Here is a 21,391-nt window from a genome sequence, read left to right on the forward strand (position 1 = left end):
CAATAAAAGTATTATTTATTACTTTTTGCTTCATTTTTTTATTAAAATTCAGCCATTTCTCTTGATGATTTCTTGGGAATAATGTGGAGGAGCCTCCAGATTTTTTTTGTAACACTTTACCATTATAACATATTGGGTTTATTCCTACTATTCGTTCATTAATACTTGTTGGAAGTATTAATTGTAAGCTTTTATTACTCATTTTAGTTAACCTAACTTTTTCTCTTTCTATGGTTCCTATATTGTTTTCTCTATTTAAATTATATTGGTTAACAATAGGATAGTCAAACTCTATGTTTATTAAAATACTTTTCAGTTTTTTTGAGCTTTCAAATTTATCAGGTTTTATGAAGTCAAATTCTCGCAAAGTATCATTGATATTTGTTGAACTACCATCCTCATAAGATAATTTTTTAATTATATATACAGGTGAATAGACATAATCAGTATAGTAACTATCTACTGATAGTATATCAAAGATTGTTTTAGTGGAATTAATATTCAAATTAATATAATCAACTGCTTGGCTAACTTCTATTAAATTAAAATAATCCTCTATGTTTTTGTAAGCGTTAATCGAATCATTTAAATAAACCTTATCTTTATACATAGCATAGCCTTTCGATTCTAATGCTTTGATATTGGCAATGTCTTTTAATGAAATACTATCTTCTAACTTATTTAAAGAAAAATCTCCATCTATTAATCTTAAAGTATTAGTTCTGTCTTTAGTTCTTTCTGATAAAAATTCAATCATTTCCTTATTCCGCGTATTCTGTGTTTTACAACTAGTAAGAATAAGTGTAGTGAGAAAGAATAAAATTAAATATTTCATAAATTATGGATATTGTATTTAATGTTTAACAACCTTTTTAGATCAGAAATTTAATATTTAAATGTACGATAAAATTCGTTAAATATTTGATCTTATTTTTGTTGAAAGCACAGAAATTTCAGTTTTGTATATAGCTTATTAACAATTTAAGTTCAATATATTCATCGCTAAATTTGTTTCAATTTTCTTGCTTAATCCTAATGTTAAATATAACAAACGTTGTTGACCTAAAAATCTGATAAGATTTTAGTAAGTAGGCTAGAACTAGCAATGAATTTTATAATGTGCTAACTACATACTTTTACTATTTTTATTCATAATCTTAATAGTGTAATGCAATTCTGGCATTGATAAACTGTGTGTTAAATGGGATCTTAGTTTCGATTCTTCATTTAATATTAGTATCTGTTTTTCATTTTGAAATATATAATTTTTACCTTTAATCGGTAATATTTCATTTACAATATCTTTTATTTCTAAATTATCAATGTTATTTACTTCTTTAAATTGATTCTCCTTAATTCCCTTTTGAAGAACAAATAGATGCGTCGATTTAGTTTTGTAAAGAATGTATTTTCCATTTGATATTAGTGTTTCTTGATTTGGAATATTAACCCAAATCCCCTTTTCTTCAATTAATGTTTGATTAGTCCAAATTCCAAAATTTGTAATTTCTTTTTTTATAGTTTTTGGCCTTTTACTAAACGATATGAGGTTTTTAAACGGTAAACATTCATTTTTACGATTTGTATAGGCTTTGACAATTTCATTGTTGTGCAATGACTGTGCAATTATTGGATTTTCAGGGTCATAAACTATTGATATTTTATCATTACTATTAAATGAAGTTAATATGTCTTTTGAAACATCTTGTGTAAATTGAATAGTTTTGTTGTGAGGGGTAGTAAATTGGATGGTTAAATCATTTATTTCCCCCTTTCTTGACTCTAACGATAATTTACTTATTATTTTACCCTCTGCAATCTTTCCATTAGATGCTAGTCTTCTTTCTTTTCTATAATTGAATGTCAAAACCAATAATATTATTATACCAATAGATATTGGTGGTGTAATAATATATATACATCCTGGTTTTTCATCTTTAAATTTTGAAAATAAAATTTTTTGAATTGATATTCCTGATAAAATACCACCTAGAATTGAAATTAAGTAAGGGTATTGGGTATATATTTTTATAGGTATTAATATTGTAAATGCAATTAATGTAATGGCTAATATAAATAGCCACTTTTTATTATCATTATTTTTCATCATTCGTGCTAGTTTGTAGTTAACGGCTCCGTATATGAAAAGTAGCGCTCAAAATAAGCGATAACTTTTCGGATGAAACACAAGCCGAATTTTTAAATTTTATTATTTATCTTTTCTATTGGAAATTGTCAAATTTAAAATTTGGCGACTTTCAAAAAATGCCCAAACATTTGTGTTAGCAACGACTTGAGCTATTTCTGATATACTTTGTTGCCACGCGTTTTTATTGGTTCTGTGTTTTATTCCGACTTCTGTATATGAATATACTTAGAGCAGATCCTGCAACAAACCCCAAAAGTAAAAACAAGTTGTATTTCGCATTTTTAATATTATAGGATATGTCTATTTCATTCCCCAAATTGTAATTGGCCATTTTTTCCAATTCAGCATTAACTAAATAAATTCTGAGTTGCCAAAATAATATTCCGCTTAGTAATATTATTCCACAAGTTATTAAACCCTTATTTAAGAATTTTATTTTGGTCAGCCTTGCAACGCATAAATATAAAAGCGGTAAAATTCCAATAACCACCGCAAAGAAAATCTGCGAAATAAATTGGGAATTCATCTTCGTCGTTATCATTTTTATATTATACTCGGTCGACAGAGCTATTGAAAGTTCGAAGAAAGACTTGTGAAGTAAAAGCCCTGATAAAATAAACAGAATTACTAAAGCTAAGTAAGTAAATGTTTTTCTCATTGTTGTTTTTTAATATTGCTTAACGTTTTGGCTATGAGTAGTAGCGTCCCGCAGGGCGCTATTACTTATAGGTTTTGTTAGGCACTGGGTTTTTATTTTTTTCTTTAGTGAATGAATATGTTTCAGCGAACAGTTTTATCCATTCCTTACCTGTTGTATTTCCAATGTGTCCACTATTCATATCTGTCAACATTATTATTTCTGAATCAGATAAATTATTTTCTCTTAACCTAGCCGTATATTTTGCTACTTGCCAAATAGGAGTTTGATAATCCTGATAACTAGTAATCAATAACACATTTGGATATTGTTGCGGTATAATGTTTTGATAAGAGGAATATTTTAGAATGTAATCGTAAGCTTCTTTATTTTTTGGATTCCCCCATTCTTTGTATTCGTCTATTGTAAGAGGAAGAGTATCATTCATCATTGTATTTATGACATCTAAATAAGGGTGATCTAAGATAATGGTATTGAACAACTCTGGTTTTAGATTTGTAGCCTGCGCAACAATTAATCCACCTGCACTATTTCCATACCCAATGAGCAGTTCTGAAGTGGTATACTCTTTTTTAATGAGATACTCTGCGCATGCAACATAGTCTAAAATTGACTTTTCTTTCTGTAATTCCCTACCTGATTTATACCATGATTGACCTAATATTGACTCACCTCTAACATGGGCATATGCTATTGTATAACCTTGTTCTAACAATATGGCATCTTGAGCGTCAAAAGAAGGAGTAGTAATAGCACCATAAGCACCATAAACTTTTAAAATTAATCCGCTATTACTTTTGGTTGCAGCCCTGTTTTTTACAATTGTTATTGGAATTTTAACACCGTCATGACTTTTAGCCCAAATACGTTTAGTAGAAATGTACTTATAGTAAATAGGGTTTACTGATTCGGTTTTTGAAACAACATCCAACTTGGATGTGTTAAAGTTGTACTTATATTTAGAATAAGGTTGTGATGGCGAGCTAAATGAAAACAAAAAGCTATTTGTTGTATCATCTGTTGAAATAAGATGGTAATCACCTATTCCTAATTTAAGTTCTAGTTCTTGCCATTTATCATCATTATGTCCTATGAATTTTAATTTGGGCATAGATTTATCGTAAACCAAAGCAATTGTTTTGTCCTTCATTGGAAGAATGTCAACAATGTAATCGTCTTTATAAGAGCTGGTGAATAGTGATTGGTTGCCAGGGTCAGAGAATGTATGAAACTCTATTGAACTTCCAACTTTCTCATCATTCACAAGTAAATAAATTCCATTTTTTATTTTAACTTTTGCAATAACTCCTTTCTCTCGTTTTTTTATGAGTTCTATTTCTGGAAAAGGTAAATTGGGTTTTATTAGATAGACTTCATTTTCTGTTTTGGACTGGATTGTACAAAAAAGAAGTTCGTCTATTTTTGTTATTTCTACATCAAATTCAGGATTATACTCAGTGTAAATTGTTGAGTTCATCCTGTTTCGTATGTCATAAAAACAAAGTTCTCTAGCACTACCAATGTCACTTGTCTTTGTGTAGAGAATAGTTGAATCTGAATGCCATTGAACAGTATAAACATTGGAAATCGAATCAATCTCAATATCCTCTCCAAAAGGTAATATAGTAGCAAAATCGCCAATTACACCTGTTTTTTGATAAAGAACCAAAATCATAGATTTCGATTTATTAGGAATAAACCGCTTTATAAAAACATCATTATGTTTGGTTTCGAATAACGATAGATTTAATACTTCAACTCTGTTGATAGAGTCGTTTTGATAGTACAAAATATCATTGTTCAAACTATCTTCTTCAAAGAAGTAGCTGTTGGGTTTAATCTCTCTTTCGGAGTCTGATGTTTTTTCATAGAAAGTGTTTAACTGTTCAAACAGTTTTTTCTGGTATTTCTTATCCTCAATTAATTCGTTTCTAGCATACTTGTTTTCATCTGTCAAGTACGCTTTAAGTTTACTTTCATAGGCAGGAAGTGCCATCCAGTGTAAACTATCAATTAAAGAAGTGTTGTGGTAATTAAAGGAAAAATGCTTCCTAGAGGCGACAGGAATTGGTAAATCTAATTTTTGTTCTTGTTTATGACTTTCAAATTGTTTGAGCAACGGTTGATTTTTTTCTAAGTCTGAAATTATTTTCGGACTAAGTTGTAGAGAATCTGCTAATTCAATTTCCATCCAATAACCAGGATTATAATTGTTCTTGTAATGTTTGATAGAAGAAAAGCGAGTTGATTTAAACAAGGAAGAGTCGGTAAATGGTTTAACATTTTCAGTTTGTATATCAACAACATAAATCTCCTTATTTGCTTTATGCAAAATTGATTCTCCATTTTCTTCAACACCGACTTTTTTAGTTTCGGAAAATTTGATGTTTTGGATATGATATAAACCACCTTGTTTTTTGTAGTTCATTTCTACTTGATAGTCAAGAGGCATACGTTTCGCAAAGAACCCAAAGTCCCTGTCTATAGCAAGTTTATATTGAAACCTTAATAGTGCATAGGAATCTTTTGAAATGTAAATTCTGCCAATATAAATTGGTGATTTATTCTTTCTTGATTGATCAATACTGAAATTTCGGTTGGTTGTTTTTGGATAAAATGAAATAACATAACAAGCCTCACCATTTATGGTTTCAGTTGGTTGATGTTGAAAATGATATTTATTCAGTATAGCAGGATTAAAAAAGTCATATTGATATTTGATTTTATCAAACGCAAATAAAAGCAATGGACCTCCTATAAGTGTTGTTTCTATTCCATAATTGCTCAAATTGTCGGAATGCCTGGAAGCAAGGATAACTTGTTTATCTTCTTTGGTGTTGAAATCTTTGAGCAAAGGATGAAAAAATCGATTGCCTTCTAATTCAGAAGCATATGATTCATCATAAAACCAATCTTCCCAAATTTTCCGATCTAGTTTTTTCTGTGGATATGCGGTATAATGTGTATTGACAATAGCCTCATTTAACTGAATAAAAGTGTCATTTTCCTCAATCGTTTCTCGATATAGTGACTGGTAAATTATAGGTTTATTACTATAGTTTTTAGAGGTATTTTTTATTGCAGTCTTTATTATTTTTTCTGGCTTTGGAGGCTTTGCATATGTCACAACAACTTCAGAAAGAACTTGAAGAGAACTTTTAAGTTTTATTTGAAACGTTGTTTTGGGATTATTTTTTGAGTAAAGCTGTGTTTGCTTGTCATATCCAATATAGGACACAACAACTGAATCTTTATCTTTTAAGTCAGATTGCTCGAATGAAGCTAATCCTTCCATATTTGTTGAGGCTCCTATTCCAGATATCTTGAAATAGATATTAGCGAAAGGCAATGGTTCATTTGTCTCAAAATCCAAAACAAGTATGCTTATCTCTTGACCAAAAGAAAAAAGTGGAAGTATTAGAAATATATAAAGAATTTGTTTCACTTATTTTTTTGCTTGTGTCTAACGGACTTGTGTATGAAACGTAGCGTACAAAAAGACACTAACTTTTCGGATTAACACAGAGCCGAATTTTTATATTTTGTTTTTAATTTTTCACTTTTTAAAAGCCAAATTAAAAAGGTTTGGCGGACTTGGTTAAAAAGTACTAAACTTAATTTTAAGCACCTAAACCCATATTAATTATAGCCGTTGTTACAAAACGTTTTTTGTTCTTTCGTCTATTAGTTTTAAATATCTTTCTCTATTTTTTTTACTCAGAACCTTTTCAGCCATTTTTCTTTTGTCTTGTGTAGTTTTATAATAATTCTCGAAAGTTTTAGACTGAATATTCATATTGTAATTAACATAACGTTCGGTAAACTTGTAATATTCAAGACTTTTAGAATTCCATTTATGTTTATTATACTCTTTGAAAACATCAGAATAAAAGTTGTCAGATTCAGGATTTTTAATTGAACTTTCCACTTTTTCAGGGTAGTACTTCTCAAACCAGTTTAAATATTTGTTTAAATGCCCGAGGTAAATTTCAGAGTATAAAAAGTTATCGAAGCTGTTTTCAATTTTAATGTTGTTCAAGTCAATTACTTTTAAATCAAATTCTTTCTCTATTAGCATTTGTTCCCAATTGGTTTTGTAATCTGATTTTTGGTCATAATCTAACTTGCTCTTGTCAATCTTATTTGAATTTAAATAAAATTCTCGCAGTTTTATTTGTTGAATACCAGTATTGTTTGGACTGTTTATAGAATCTATACTTTGTGTTTCAATCCAATTTATATTAATCGACTTCTCATTTGTAATATAGAAAGTAGGTATTGAGGTGAAAAATTTTTCGCAATTCCCGAAAAAGTATGTTTGTGGTGCCGAACTATATATTTGGTATGTAAATGGTTTAAACTTTTTAGTTGCAATTGAAACTAATTTTGAATTTAGGTTATGTTTTTTGAATTTGAACTCTCCATTTTTTGAAATAGATGTTGAATCGATTGTATAATTCTCGTTCAAATTGTCAAAATGATTAATTTCATTAAGGTAAACCATTCCAGAGTCAGTTGAATAAATTTTTCCATTAATTATTGTCCCAACGTTTTCATTGCCTCTATTACAGGATAGAATTGCTAAAACTAAAATTGTTATTAAGTAAAAGTTTTTCATCAAATGTTTTACAACTAGTTAGTAAACGCAACTACAAATTTAACGCGCTTAATTTTCTTACAATATAAAAACATTTTTTGTGGTACAATTACGGATATGTGTAATTGTATAAAAATAATTTATAAATGGTAGTAATTGGGTGTTTGTTTACTATTTAGTATCAAAAAAAAATCTCCTTTTACACTAGTTTGTAGACGCTAGTATAAAAGGAGAAAATAAATAATTGTTAAGTACTTAATACGCTACGTCTATAAAACGCATAGATCCTGCCGGCACTTTTACTATTAATTTGTTATTGGTTGCTGTTAACTCTTCTTTAGATAAAATATCTACTATTTGCTTTGGTGTTTTGTGAGTAAAGGTTACGGTAACTTTTGTGTTTTGTGGGTTTATATAGTTTGGGTCTATTAAAATTAAGCGTGTGTGGTTTTCATCTAATTTTATAGCGCTCCATGATGCACCAGAAACTATTATTGGTAACTGCTTTGCACCTTCTGCTACTTTTGCTTTTATAACTGCACCAAACTCTTTTGCAGGTACTTTAACGCCATCTCTAATACCTACTTTGGCTGTAGATACAAAATAAGGTTTTCCTTGTTTTTCAATTAATGTTTTTGCCTCTACAGGTGCCACAGGTACCATACCGTTTGGTAGTACTGGCATATAGTTTAACCACCTATATTTTACACCCAATGCAGCGTTAGAAAAATCGTGCTCTGGTATGTTTACGCCTGCCCAATGCATTTGTGCATATGAAAATACGGCATCATCATCTGTTGTGCTGTATTGTTTTAAATCATGGTGTGTATCTACGGTGTGTATTAGTTTTTCATCTACGTTTTGTATTAAATGCCATGCACTAATAGACTGTATGTCTTTTGGTGCTACTACAGGCAACACGCCAGATTTCATTAACGCAAATAAGATATTTAAGCCTGGTTCTTCTGTAAATGGGTTGTTTGCCACTACACCATACCTTGCGCCATAGGCTGCCATTAAAGTACCTTGTCTTAAATAAGGAGATATAGAGCGCTGCCCACCTGGAGAAAGTGGTCGCCAACTTGTTGGGTTGTCGTCTATTAAACGCATTGCAAAATCGTTTACATAACCGCTAGACTGCATACCTACACGGCCTGCTAAATTAAGGTCTTGAGTTCTGTTGCTTGTATCCTCGGAGGCCGGTACTAAAATATCGTTATACTTTTTAGAAAAGAACATCTCTTTCCATAAAGGTAAGTGAGACGTTGCTGCCCAAAACATATTTTTGTACCTAAAATACAATTTGGCTCTATTATTTTTTCTGATTGCTTTTGCCAATCTAGGCATATACTCTCTTACAAAATACTGTACTCTTGGGTCTTCTACATTAGCCATTTCTGCGTACACAAAGCCATAACAGGTGGTTGGTGCTACTTCTAATATTTTCTCTAAGGTTTCTATTTGTATGTAAAAAGGGTCATTACCGTGGCCTGCCCAAAAAGTAAATGGTTGTCCTTTAGCCTCAAAATCTCTTGCCATTTGCACAATGTCTTCTCTAGAGTCTTGGTATTTACCACGTTTGTCTTTTTTAAGTGCTTCTTTGCCTATAATTTTAACCATACCAGAACGCTCTGTGCTTTCTTTTGGTGATCTTTGTATTACAAACGTTACGTTGTTTCCGTTTAAGTTTGCAACCTCAGCATCTATTTTTTTAGAGGTAATCATTACCCAATCTTTATCAGATTTTTGTTGGTATGCTGGTAGCTTAAAATTTAATGTTTGTTGGTATAGTTTGGCTAAATTTTCTTCAACCTCTAACATTCTACCTTGTTTTTTTTGGGTTGTGTTCCACCAGTTATTTTTAGCAACATTAAAAGTATATACTGCATTACCACCATCTACCTCACCTGCCGCAAATAAACTGTTTTTACTTGGTATGTACGTAATATCACTATACACTTTGCCCTTGTATTTTTCGCCTGCTGTAGCAACCACCTTACCTTTGGTATCTAACACATAAATTATGCTCCCATGCTGAAACATTATTTGTTTGTTTTTTGGCAAATATGCTCCTTTGCTGTGTGCATACCTCTGTGTTCCTTTTTTACCACCACTGCTATATTCCATTAACTGATTAAAGTTAGCGTCTAATGCAGTAAAAAATGGTTTAAAAGAAGTATCTCCAAAAATTAAAAGATCGTCTAAAGCATCATTATTAATATCTGCTACAACAAAATCTGTAAGCATAGATTTACTTAATAGCTTGTGCTCTTTGTTTTTATAGTCTAAGCGCCTAACAACCTCTTTAGTATCTGGATTTAAAAAACCAAAAAAGTCCCATCTAAATTTATCGTGCACATAGGTCATTACAAAAAGACTCTGCTTGTCTTTTTCTATAAAATTACCAGGCATTAGTTTACGTACTACGCCATCTATTTTTGTGGTAGAAACTAAACTGCCTTTAGCATTTAGCTCATACAATTTATAGTTATTACCACCTGCAAATATTTGTGGTTTTCCGTTGTTTACAACAGCAACCTCACTAAACCTAACTTTATCCTTTGGAGTAAACGTCCAAAGAACTTTTCCTGTACTGTTGTAGCAGTAAATAGAGCCGTTTGCACTTGCCGCTATAAGCTCATCTCTACCATTATTTGTAATATCTGCAGCTACTATTTTAAATAACACAGCAGGGTTTGTAGTTGGCTGACTCCATAATTTTTTTCCAGAGAGTGTGTATGCAGCTACGGCACCATCTAACTCTGACAAATATAAAATTTGGTCTTTGTTTACGTTAGCTACAATAGCGTTACGTATGCCGTTGCCTTCTGTTATAAAGTTTTGTGCGTAAGCACTACCTAGCATTAACATAAATGCTAGTATACATATAAGTTGGTTTTTCATTTTTAATAGTTTTGGTTAAAAAAAAGAGCAATGATTTTTCTTAAAAAGTAGTACTATTTAAGAACATCATTACTCTTAATACAAGATAACAAACATACGTTTAGCTCCTATTCCTAAACATAATACATTCTAATTTTTACTTTATAAATTCAGAAATTACTAAGGTCCAAACTTTACTAGAGTCATCTGCGGCTGTAACTTTATACTGCATTGTATCTGCACTAAAGTCTGCTACCTTACCAAGTGTTGGTGCACTACCTACCGGTGCTATGGTAGCCGCCGTAGAAATATCTGTATACCCTACAATTGTGCTTAATGTAACATTATCCCTAACTGCCGCAGAAAAATCTGCATTGGTAGCAGGTACAGTTATAATACAGTTAATTATAGCGTCTTCTGTATTAATCATTGTTTCTGTAGGTAGTTGTATTACCTGTAGTTTGTTATTGTCTGTAGTGTCATCAATCCACCTATACTCAAACTTAAAACTTGTAATTTCTGCATCACTAAAGGCAGGCAAATCATCTAAACCAGATTTTAAACAAGAAGTACTTAGTATACAAAGTAACAGTACCAATATATGTGTTATAATTTTTTTCATAAGAAATATACTTTAATATGTTAGTAGATTACCAACCCGGATTCTGGTCTAGTAAATCGTTTAAAATTCTTTCGTTTTGCGGTACAGGAAACAAGTAACGCTTAGGACTAAATCTTTTCTTTTGGTTTCCTACTTTTAGTATTACCGGTTTTCTCTCAAAAGATTTTCCGTCTTCAGAAATTTCAAAATAAGTGTATTGCTTATCATTTAATTCTGATATTACACCACCACCATCTTCTTTACCCCAACGTAAAAGAGACCAGTATCTATCATTTTCAAAAAACAATTCTACTCTACGTTCTATCTTATACATATCCCAAGCTTGTGTGCTTGTAATACCAGTAGATAGTGCAGGTAATTTACCGTGTACAGTTCTTGTTTTGTTTATATACTCTACCGCAGTAGACACATCATTTAAGCGTAATAAAACCTCAGCATAGTTTAAATATGCTCTACCCAAACGCATTGCTACTTGGTGGTGATTTGTAAAAACAACAGCTTTATACCCTTCTATATCTTCATAAATACCTTTGCGTAAAAAATAACCAGAAATTGTAGATGCCTCTGTACCTTTTGTACTTTGAGCGTAATGCATATTACCACCTACTCTAGTAGTTACAGTGTTAGAAAAGAATTTAGAAGAATCTTGCACTATTGATGCATAAAAACGTGCATCTCTGTGTTCATTATAAATAGCTTCTGACAAAAAACCGCCAGTATTTAAATAGTCTTGATAGTAACTAGTTTGGTCCCACTTTTTGGCAACACCATCTGTATCAGCAACCAAATAATCATCTACTAAATCTGCAGAAGGCATACAGGTTGTCCACCCTAAAAACGATTCTTTTAACTGTGGTGTGCCTGTTGTTTTTGCAACCTCCATATTAGGCATTGTACGTTGCATAGGTGTTAATACACACAAAGTAGCATCTATATTAGAATACAGTCCTAAAATAATACCAGATGAATTTAAGCCAGTATCATAACTATTAAAAATAGACCCATAATCATCATCTAAAGCATAGCCTAAACCAAGTAAATCTTCACTAGCTTTTTTAGCTATTTTGTAATAATCGTCTTTACCAGTTTCTACATACGCTGCACCGTGCAAAGCTACTTCTGCTAAATATGCATATGCAGCACCTTTAGTTAAGCTACCTGGTTCTGCATTATTAGCCAATGGCAAATCTTCCGCTGCTTCTTGCAAATCTTTTATAATAAAATCATACGTTTCTTTAATGGTTTTAGAACGTGGTAACTTTAAATTGTCTTCTTCTGTTAACACCTTATCTACAATAACATACTTACCAAATAACCTTGCTTTAGAAAAGTACATTAAAGCACGTAGCATTTTACCTTGTGCAATTAAACCTGGTTTAGCAGATTCTTGTATTCCTTCTGATGCTGCTACTTTTTCTATAATTAAATTACAGTCTCTAATAACCTCAAAAGAATTTTGTTTTATAGGTGCTTTTTTACCCAATGGTGCATTACCATAAAAGTAATACGAGTTATTTTTAGCCCAACCAGCATCGTAAAACTGATCTATAAGATCTAATGCTATTTTGTTGTTTTTAACTAAAACCATATTGTCTGTAAAATCATCTACACCAGCGCCTCCACCTTTTGGGTCTGGATCTAATGGGTTTACCATTAGTTCTGGTATTACAGATGCGTAGGTATTATAAACAAAGCCTTGCGCTAAGTTATAATCGCTCCAAACATCTAGTTCTGTATACTTATCTAGCGGTTTAGTTTCTAAAAGATCATCATCACATGAAAAATTAGTAAAACCTAGTATAGCTATTATTATATATGTTGATATTTTCTTCATTGCTTACTTTTTTACGTTATTAAAATCCAACAGTTAAACCCAATGAGTATGTACGTTGTACTGGGTAACCGTAACCTACAATACCTGCATTGCCTTGTACTTGTTCTGGATCAAAAAAATCTTTTACTGGAGATACAGTAAACAAATTGGTTCCGTTTATAAACATTCTAAAGGTTGATAAGCCTTTTGCATCTGCTAACAATGTCTTTTTAAAATCGTACCCAAGCTGAAGGTTTTTAAGTCTAAAGTATTTTGCATTTTTTAAGAAATAGTCTGATGGGTTACTAATAATATCATTATTACCACCATTAACACCAACACTAGTTGTTGGTCTAGGATACAATGCATTTGGGTTATCTGGCGTCCAATAATCTAACTGGTACACATACGTTAACCTTTTGGCCTCTGCAGCTATAAAACGATCAAAACCAATGTACCTATCTCCTGTTCCTTGGAACAAACCAGACATAGACCAACCTTTGTATTTAAGTTTAAAATCTATACCGTAAGTTCCGTGTGGTATAGAAGATTTTCCTAGCAACCTTTTATCTTGCTCATCTACTTTACCATCTCCGTTAGAGTCTACATAACGTATATCTCCGCCTTGTGTTTGTGTAGAACCCAATAACCTAGGATTATTTATAAGGTCTTGACCACCTTGGTATAAACCATCTGTTTGGTAAACTGCACCACCTTGCCAGTAATCTGTACGGTGTGTTTGTCTTGTGTAAGGGTTGTATAAAGTAGCCTGGTCTTCTGTATCTAACTGTTCCCATAACTGATCAAAATACGAGTAATTGGCACCAACCTCATACTGAAAATCTGTTCCTTTACCACCTTTGTACCTTAAACCAAGCTCAAAACCTGCTCTACGCTGTGCAGAGTTAGACCTTACCTGTGGTAAATCTTTACCTAAAGGCTGAGAATACACATTTTTTGGACTTACTAAAAAGCCAGTAGTTTTATAATTAAAATATTCTATAGTACCGCTTAACTTATCACCCATTGATGAAAAATCTAAACCATAGTTAAAAGATTCTCTTGTATACCAAGTAAGCTCGTCTGGTTTTACCAAGTTACCTTCAGAATAACCATTTACTAAAGCATCACCAATAGTATAAGCACTTGCTTCTAAATTATAAACAGGAATATAACCAAACCTATTTACACCTTGTGTTACCCCTGTTTTACCGTAAGATGATCTTAGTTTTAAAGAATTTATTATGTTTTTTTCTTTAAGTGATTGCATAAAATCTTCCTCTGTAACATTCCACGCAAATGAAAATGCCGGAAAAAATCCCCAACGTTTCTTTTCTGAAAAATTATCGTTACCATCATAACGACCACTTAATTCTAAAATGTACTTATAATCATAATCGTACTTTAATCTAAAAACATAACCTGCATTGGCACCTTCTCTTTCACTACCATCATTATCTTTACCAATTGCTGGCCCTGCAAATAATTGGTCTACTGCTCCAGAAATATAATCTCTACGGGATGCTGCTAAGTTTGCTGCAAAATTACTAGCTCTGTTGTATACAAAAGTTGCATCTATACCGTGTACGCCAAAAGTACGACCGTAAGATATGCTTGTTTCTAAATAAGTACTGGTGTTGTAATATGAAGATTGACTTAATGCTGGTGCTTTTTGTGGTGCTATAGAACCGTCTTGCATATAAAGCGGTACATTATACTCCCATAATTTACCCCAACCATCACCATCTCTGTAGTTGGCCATTGCTCCAAGTTTTAAACCTTCTACACCAGGTACTTGCCACTTAAGACTTAACTGTGTGTTTATAAATTTATCTCTTGTTCTATTATAACCTGCATCCGGATCTATTAATGCTAATGGGTTGTCTCCGTTACCACCACCTGCAAGTGTACCGTCTAAATTATAACCTCTGTACAATGCACTTGTATTTTGGTTTACAGCGCGCCAAATACTAAACATTCCTGGGTAAGGCTCTTGGTATTTTTCTAAACTTGCATTTACATTTAAGCCTACTTCTAAACCTAGCTTTTCAAAATTAGAGGTTAGGTTACTTCTAATATTAAAACGCTCGTAGTTTACAACATCTTCTTTTAAAATTCCTCCTTGGTCTACATATCCTAAAGAAACAAAATAGTTTGCCTTTTCATTACCTCCATTTAAAGATAAATTATGGCGTTGCTCTGGTGCAAAATTCTTTAATGTTAAGTCTAACCAATTATTATCTGGGTAAGTATCTAAATCTGCATGCGTACGTATTGTTTCTAATTGTGCATCAGAATATGGTACTGGTAAACCTTCATAAGCACTTGCTCTATTTTGTACTTGTGCGTACTGGTAAGAGTTCATTTGCTCTGGTAAAATTGTAGGTTCACTAATTTGGTAGTTGTATGAGTAGTTGATATTCATTTTACCATCCTTACCTCTTTTTGTTGTAACCAACACAATACCATTACCTGCTCTAGAACCGTAAACGGCAGTTGCAGAAGCATCTTTTAAGAAACTAATAGATTCTATATCGTTTGAGTTAATGGCGTTAAAATCTTGTTCTCCTAAAATAACACCATCTATTACGTATAGTGGACTGCCACCACCACGAATAGATACAGACGGTGAAGCTCCTGGGCCACCTCCATTATTTTGTACAATAAGACCTGCAACTTGCCCTTGCAATGCCTCACCAACATTCATATACGGAGTTTGCTCTAACTTTTCTGTATCTAAGGTAGATACAGCGCCTACCATTTTTCTTTTGGTAGATGTACCGTAACCAATAATTACAACCTCATCTAACTGAGCAGCATCTAATTCTAATGACACATTTATAGCTGTTTGCCCGTTAATTGCAACCTCCTTAGTTTTAAAACCAATATAAGAGAATACTAAAGTAGTAGCGTCACTAGGCGCGCTAATACTATAGTTACCGTCAAAATCTGATACAACACCTATGGTTGTACCCTTTACTAACACATTAGCCCCTAACAATGGCATACCATCATCTGTAGAACTAATAACACCTGTTATGGTTGTTTTTTGCCCATAAGCACTAATACCAACCAACAACAGCAACACATAAAGTGGCAGCTTCCACTTTGTAGCGTTTTTGAGTTTGTTTTTTTTCATTTTTAAGTTTTAGTTGTTTTTAAAATTAAACATCTATTAACACATATTGTTAATTTGATGTTATTTCTAATATCGAAGGTATTGACTTTCTATTTTTTTTTGTATTCAATGGTAAATAATATGTGCATATTAGTACAAAAGACTGTTTACTAGATAATTAAAACAAAAATCCAATTATAAATACGGTATTATTAGCTATAAGAAAGTGAGTATAAAAAGAGTACTATGTACTGCGTACTATTGTTTTTTTGGCATAAAATAAAACGGTTACCCCTATAGATACCAGTATACCTATACTATATGACAAGGTGTAGTTTAACATAAAACCTTCTGGTGCTACCAATATATATGTAGTTACTACGGCAGACATAAATGCGGCAGGTAAAATTATAAACCACGCTTTTTTACCCTTATTTTTCATATATACTGCTGCTGCCCATAAAACTATAGTTGCCATTACCTGATTAGACCAACCAAAATAACGCCAAATAATAGCAAAATCTACCTTAGTAAGTACCACAGCAATAACAAAAAGCGGAATGGTAACTAATAATCTTTTAGACAGTTTAGATTGATTTATTTTAAATGAATCTGCAATTGTTAAGCGTGCACTTCTAAAGGCTGTATCACCAGATGTTATTGGTGCTGCTACTACTCCAAATACAGCTAAAATACCACCTACTTTACCCAACATAGTATTGCATATTATATTTACCACCCAAGCAGCATTATGGCCATCTTGTGCCATTGTCTCTCCCAACTGGCTAACACCACCAAAAAACGACATTGCTACTGCTGCCCAAATTAAGGCTATAATACCCTCTGTAACCATTGCACCAGCAAATACCTTTTTTCCATCTGCTTCATTAGAAATACAACGAGCCATTAAAGGCGATTGTGTTGCATGAAAACCAGATATTGCTCCGCACGCAATAGTAACAAACACTAACGGAAATACAGGAAATATATCTGGATCTGAGTGCATATTTTGTAAAGTGGCAAAACTAATTTCTGGAATGGTAAAATCTTGAAAAATTAATGCTCCAAATAAACCAAAAGCCATAAGTAATAAAGATAACCCAAACAATGGGTATACTTTACCAATAAGCTTGTCTATAGGTATCATAGTTGCTAAAATGTAGTATAAAAATATAATTATAACCATTGTAGATGCGCTAACACCTGTAAGCTCTTGCAATATACTTGCTGGTCCTTTTACAAAAACAACGCCTACTAAAACTAGCAGTACCACGGCAAAAATTCTCATAAAATGTTTAACGCCATTGCCCAAATACTTGCCTACTATTTCTGGTATACTTTGTCCGCCATGACGTATAGACAACATTCCGGAAAAGTAATCATGTACTACGCCTCCAAAAATACACCCAAAGGTAATCCACAAAAAAGCTACCGGTCCCCAAAGTGCACCAGATATAGCACCAAAAATAGGACCTAAACCTGCTATATTTAAAAACTGAATTAAAAATATTTTACCTAGTTTTAGCGGTACAAAATCTACACCATCTTCCTTTGTTATTGCTGGTGTTTTACGGTTTACATCTATGCCAAATTGTTTTTCTACATAGCTACCATATATAAAATAACCAAGTACTAAAATTACTACACAAATTACAAAAGAGATCATACTGGTTTTTTAAAGTTGATTTTTATGTTTTTTGGCAAAGCTGGCAAGTATATTTTTTTGTGATGCAGTTAAGTTCTTATCTTGTAAAAACCAATAAACGTTTCTGGATATTAGAATATCTTTTTGCAATAATGGCATTAATTTGTTTAAGACTTGCTTACTTACAGCAGCATTGTTTTTTTGCAATAAACGTAAAAATAAAGACATTTCTTGGTACGTTACCTTTGATGATAAAATTAAGCTTACATCTGCTAAATATGTGCTACTTAACTCTAAATTAGAATGCAATAATGAGTTTAGCACTGCAATTTTAAGCTTAGAATTGCCTTTTGTTATAAATGTTTTTAATATAGATAAGTATACTGAAGAATTGTTTTTTTCTAGATATTGAACAGAAGAACGAATTAACTGATCATTAACTAATGTTTGTTTTTTTACAGCTTCTACTACGTCTTTTTTATAGATTTTCTGATTCTCTAGCTGAGTTATAGCAAACAATTGTTTTTGAAGGTTACCACTATTTAAATAAGCAACATATTCCTTGCTTGAAAAATTAGAAGCTGTTACCTCTTTTATTTTTTCTACTACTGCGCCATGTGCCCAATGCCAAAGCGTATAACACGTTAAAGAAGCACCATCTACCGTGTCTTCTTTATTTAGCTCTAACAAAGTTTCACCAGCAACAGCATCTACAATATCGTGAGATTTTACAGTGGTTAAAATTTCATCAATTCTAATACTCTTAAAAGGCGAGTCACCGTCTAAAAGTATTTTTTGTGTTTTAATATAATCCTCTTCTGTGTATGGCTCTCCTTCATACTTTTCTAAGGCTACACCTTTTGCTAATTCATATTTTTGATACTCGCCAATGGTGTTCCAAATAATACGCACAGGAACAATTTTACACAGATTCTCATAACAAATTACAGATTCTACATCCATATAATAAGATACTGCTAAGTTATTTTTGCCTTTTACTTCTACAAGTACTGCATCTTCAATATTATTTTGTCCTTTACCAGGGTGGTGAACTTTTATATGGTGCTTTATTTCGTTTTTAGACTGTATTAAATGCCTTTTAGCACTTTTATCAGTAAATAAAAGTGCTAAAAAAACAACTGTAATTATGTAGGTATATCGTATAAACATTAATAACAACGAACTTCAAAAAGTTTAATATTAGGATCACCATACGTATCATTAAAAGTAACACGTATTGCATTGGTTTTTAATGTACTGAAATTAACTTTTACCAAGCGTGTTCTGTTGTCTTTAACTTCTGCAATGGTTTTCCAACTCCCTTTTTCTCTTGCTTCAATTTTAAAAGATTTTACCAATTCTGGTGGTACACCAATAACCTGACCTTTATTCTTTGCCGGATTTTTGTGCATCATCATTTTACGTTGCAAATTGGTATCAAACTTAAACTCTACGCTAGACAATTCTATATTCTTTTTCCACTCTAACTGTAATTCTGCTTGTAAACCGTCTGCTTGCCAATGGTGTATTTTTTCTACCTCATCTCTACCAACACCATCTACTAAGTTTTTTACATCACCAGAAATTGTAGAAGAACCAAAAATTGCACTTGCTAATTTAGCCTTATCGTTTTTATCATTTGCTGGTCTGTTTGGCAGGTAAGAGTCATCTCTTAACAACTGTTCTTGCAAGTCGTTTATGTACTTTTTACCTATTTCTCTAGGTGTAACTTTATGTTGTACACACAATGCAGAGGCCGTACCTACTGCTTGCCCCATTAATGCACAAGTAGCAATAATACGTGATGATGATAACGCCATATGTGATACACTAACATTACGACCAGCCATCATTAAATTACTTACATTTTTAGAGTATAAACAACGAAAAGGAATCTCATAAACTTGCTTAAACCTAGAATGAAAATAACTAGCTGGCTCGGTTAAATTCTCTATTCCTCCAGGGCAATGCTCATCTAAAGACCAGCCACCATAGGCAACAGTATCATTAAAGTGGCGGTATTCTTCCATATCTGGTTGCGTTAAAATATAATCTCCCATAAACCTGCGAGATTCTCTACGCCCTGGCACAGAACCTATCCAATCTAAAGCTATATTTTCTGCTTCAGGAAAATTACCCGAATTTTTTATATGATCCCAAACACCATAAAAACGCGCTAGCAGTTTGTGTTTTATTTCTTCTCTTTCTCCAATAATATCATTATTGCTACCAATTTCTACCCACCAAAAGCCTTCTTTAACTTGTTTAATTTTACGGTGCTTGTCTTTAAAAGCAGTCTCGGCATCAAAAGGAATTGCATATGCTGGCGGATTAAATTTTATAGGTCTACCCATATCCTTAGTCACCATCATAATACAATCTCCCATTACCCAATTATCTGGCACATCTGGGGCAAAAGATTCTCCAAATTCCTCTTTGCCTTCTCTACCAATTCTGTACTCTGCACCTGCCATAGCAGCCATTAAACCATCACCAGAAGAATCTATAAATACATCTGCATTAAATGTATATGCCATTTCTGTTGTGGTTTGCCTAGCAAAAACAGATTTTATTTTATCGCCATCTTTAACTACATCATAAGCTTGTGTATTTAAAAACAACTCTAAATTCTTTTCTCTTTTAACAAAGTCATAAAGTACATGATCCCAAACAGGGTAAGATTCTTGTTCATTAAAGTACCAGTTTTCAATAAGCATTTCTTCTAAAACACCCGTTTCTCTTTCTACAATATGTTTATTTTTTAAGCTCTGTACACCGTTTACAGTTACTCTAATTTCACTAGAAGCATTACCACCAAGTACTGGCCTGTCTTGTATTAAAACTGTTTTATTACCCATTCTAGCAGAAGATACTGCTGCACAAATACCTGCCATACCTGCACCTACTACAACCACATCTGCTGTAATTGTTTTTTTTCTATTTAAATGAAATTGTTGTCCGTTTGCATCTGTATTCCAATTAGGAGCAGCTACATCTTCTGTGTTTGATGTTTGTGCTGTTAGTTCTCCTACTATTGGTAACATACTAGCTGCTAATACTCCTTTTGTACTTGTTTTAAAAAACTTTCTTCTTTCCATTATATAATGCTAAAATGTTGGTCTGTATTATTTACAGGAACAAATTACTAGTTCTTATAAAAAGAAATGTTTTGGTGCGTAATTATAATGTAGTTATGCGTACCAATTGTTAATATACAAGCGCTAATTACCATTTATCTTTATTATTTTTACCTAAATTTTTTAGTATGACAAAGACATTGGTTGCCATTAATGATTGGAATAGAAAAGATCATTATAATTTTTTTTCTAAGTTTGATGAGCCTTTTTTTGGTATTACTGTTACCATAGATTGTACTATAGCATACAAAAAAGCAAAAGAACAAAACACGTCTTTTTTTCTTTATTATTTATACCGTGCATTAGAAGCTGCAAACCAAATTGAAAATTTTAAATATAGAATTATAGATGATAAGGTGTATTTATTTGATACTATAAACGCATCACCAACCATAAGTAGACCAGACAATACTTTTGGTTTTTCTTTTGTAAATTATAATAAAGATGAAATTACTTTTAGAAATAACGCTTTAAAAGTGATAAAGCAGGTGCAAGAATCTACAAGCTTATTTCCTGGTGAAGATGACAAAATTAACGTAATACATTTTTCTGCTTTACCGTGGTTAAACTTTAGTAGTATGTCTCATGCAAGAAACTACAAATATCCAGACAGTTGCCCTAAAATATCTTTTGGAAAAATAATAACTACAGACAATACAAAAACAATGTCTGTCTCTATACACGCGCATCATGGCCTAGTAGATGGCTACCACGTTGGTCTTTTTGTAGATAAGTTTCAGGCTTTATTAAACAAATAAAAATCCTTGTT

At 32.2% G+C, this 21,391-nt stretch carries 12 protein-coding genes; 1 reads left to right on the forward strand and 11 read right to left on the reverse strand.

What is annotated here, in order from left to right:
- The 11 genes from ABJD66_RS11640 to ABJD66_RS11690 all read right to left on the reverse strand — a co-directional run.
- Window positions 1–757, reverse strand: a 757-nt coding sequence (locus ABJD66_RS11640) for a hypothetical protein (protein ID WP_348131723.1), incomplete at its 3' end; no start/stop codon positions are given.
- 369 nt (window positions 758–1,126) lie between these two features.
- Window positions 1,127–2,110 (reverse strand): hypothetical protein, encoded by a 984-nt coding sequence (locus tag ABJD66_RS11645; RefSeq protein ID WP_348131726.1) that lies wholly within the window; start codon window positions 2,108–2,110, stop codon window positions 1,127–1,129.
- Window positions 2,111–2,868: 758 nt separating this feature from the next.
- On the reverse strand, window positions 2,869–6,252 hold the full coding sequence (locus ABJD66_RS11650; RefSeq protein ID WP_348131729.1) for a prolyl oligopeptidase family serine peptidase: 3,384 nt from the start codon (window positions 6,250–6,252) through the stop codon (window positions 2,869–2,871).
- 210 nt (window positions 6,253–6,462) lie between these two features.
- Window positions 6,463–7,425 (reverse strand): hypothetical protein, encoded by a 963-nt coding sequence (locus ABJD66_RS11655; protein ID WP_100896509.1) that lies wholly within the window; start codon window positions 7,423–7,425, stop codon window positions 6,463–6,465.
- A 234-nt stretch (window positions 7,426–7,659) separates the two neighbouring features.
- The gene (locus ABJD66_RS11660; protein ID WP_348131732.1) at window positions 7,660–10,308 is read right to left on the reverse strand and encodes a hypothetical protein; all 2,649 of its coding nucleotides are present in this window, start codon (window positions 10,306–10,308) and stop codon (window positions 7,660–7,662) included.
- 136 nt (window positions 10,309–10,444) lie between these two features.
- Window positions 10,445–10,909, reverse strand: coding sequence for a hypothetical protein (locus tag ABJD66_RS11665; protein WP_348131735.1), 465 nt, complete (start codon window positions 10,907–10,909; stop codon window positions 10,445–10,447).
- 28 nt (window positions 10,910–10,937) lie between these two features.
- Complete coding sequence (locus ABJD66_RS11670) at window positions 10,938–12,743, reverse strand: RagB/SusD family nutrient uptake outer membrane protein (RefSeq protein ID WP_348131738.1); 1,806 nt, start codon at window positions 12,741–12,743, stop codon at window positions 10,938–10,940.
- A gap of 19 nt (window positions 12,744–12,762) precedes the next feature.
- Complete coding sequence (locus tag ABJD66_RS11675; RefSeq protein WP_100896513.1) at window positions 12,763–15,861, reverse strand: TonB-dependent receptor; 3,099 nt, start codon at window positions 15,859–15,861, stop codon at window positions 12,763–12,765.
- Window positions 15,862–16,084: 223 nt separating this feature from the next.
- Window positions 16,085–17,506 carry a carbon starvation CstA family protein gene (locus ABJD66_RS11680; RefSeq protein ID WP_348131742.1) on the reverse strand — a complete coding sequence of 474 codons (1,422 nt, stop codon included), beginning with the start codon at window positions 17,504–17,506 and terminating at the stop codon, window positions 16,085–16,087.
- A gap of 9 nt (window positions 17,507–17,515) precedes the next feature.
- Window positions 17,516–18,655, reverse strand: coding sequence for a hypothetical protein (locus ABJD66_RS11685; protein ID WP_348131745.1), 1,140 nt, complete (start codon window positions 18,653–18,655; stop codon window positions 17,516–17,518).
- Window positions 18,655–20,583, reverse strand: coding sequence for an FAD-dependent oxidoreductase (locus tag ABJD66_RS11690; protein ID WP_303544120.1), 1,929 nt, complete (start codon window positions 20,581–20,583; stop codon window positions 18,655–18,657). The genes ABJD66_RS11685 and ABJD66_RS11690 overlap by 1 nt, the downstream gene beginning before the upstream one ends.
- Window positions 20,584–20,750: 167 nt before the next feature.
- On the opposite strand from ABJD66_RS11690, the gene ABJD66_RS11695 reads away from it, so the two are divergent.
- Window positions 20,751–21,380 (forward strand): chloramphenicol acetyltransferase, encoded by a 630-nt coding sequence (locus ABJD66_RS11695; protein WP_348131748.1) that lies wholly within the window; start codon window positions 20,751–20,753, stop codon window positions 21,378–21,380.
- Window positions 21,381–21,391 lie beyond the last annotated feature (11 nt).

The organism is Cellulophaga sp. (assembly GCF_039943695.1).
Classification (GTDB): domain Bacteria; phylum Bacteroidota; class Bacteroidia; order Flavobacteriales; family Flavobacteriaceae; genus Cellulophaga.

Coding starts and splice junctions, on each gene's coding strand:
- ABJD66_RS11645 (WP_348131726.1), bottom strand. CDS start 2,110: ATGATGAAAAATAATGATAATAAAAAGTGGCTATTTATATTAGCCATT.
- ABJD66_RS11655 (WP_100896509.1), bottom strand. CDS start 7,425: ATGAAAAACTTTTACTTAATAACAATTTTAGTTTTAGCAATTCTATCC.
- ABJD66_RS11660 (WP_348131732.1), bottom strand. CDS start 10,308: ATGAAAAACCAACTTATATGTATACTAGCATTTATGTTAATGCTAGGT.
- ABJD66_RS11665 (WP_348131735.1), bottom strand. CDS start 10,909: ATGAAAAAAATTATAACACATATATTGGTACTGTTACTTTGTATACTA.
- ABJD66_RS11670 (WP_348131738.1), bottom strand. CDS start 12,743: ATGAAGAAAATATCAACATATATAATAATAGCTATACTAGGTTTTACT.
- ABJD66_RS11675 (WP_100896513.1), bottom strand. CDS start 15,861: ATGAAAAAAAACAAACTCAAAAACGCTACAAAGTGGAAGCTGCCACTT.
- ABJD66_RS11680 (WP_348131742.1), bottom strand. CDS start 17,506: ATGATCTCTTTTGTAATTTGTGTAGTAATTTTAGTACTTGGTTATTTT.
- ABJD66_RS11685 (WP_348131745.1), bottom strand. CDS start 18,655: ATGTTTATACGATATACCTACATAATTACAGTTGTTTTTTTAGCACTT.
- ABJD66_RS11690 (WP_303544120.1), bottom strand. CDS start 20,583: ATGGAAAGAAGAAAGTTTTTTAAAACAAGTACAAAAGGAGTATTAGCA.
- ABJD66_RS11695 (WP_348131748.1), top strand. CDS start 20,751: ATGACAAAGACATTGGTTGCCATTAATGATTGGAATAGAAAAGATCAT.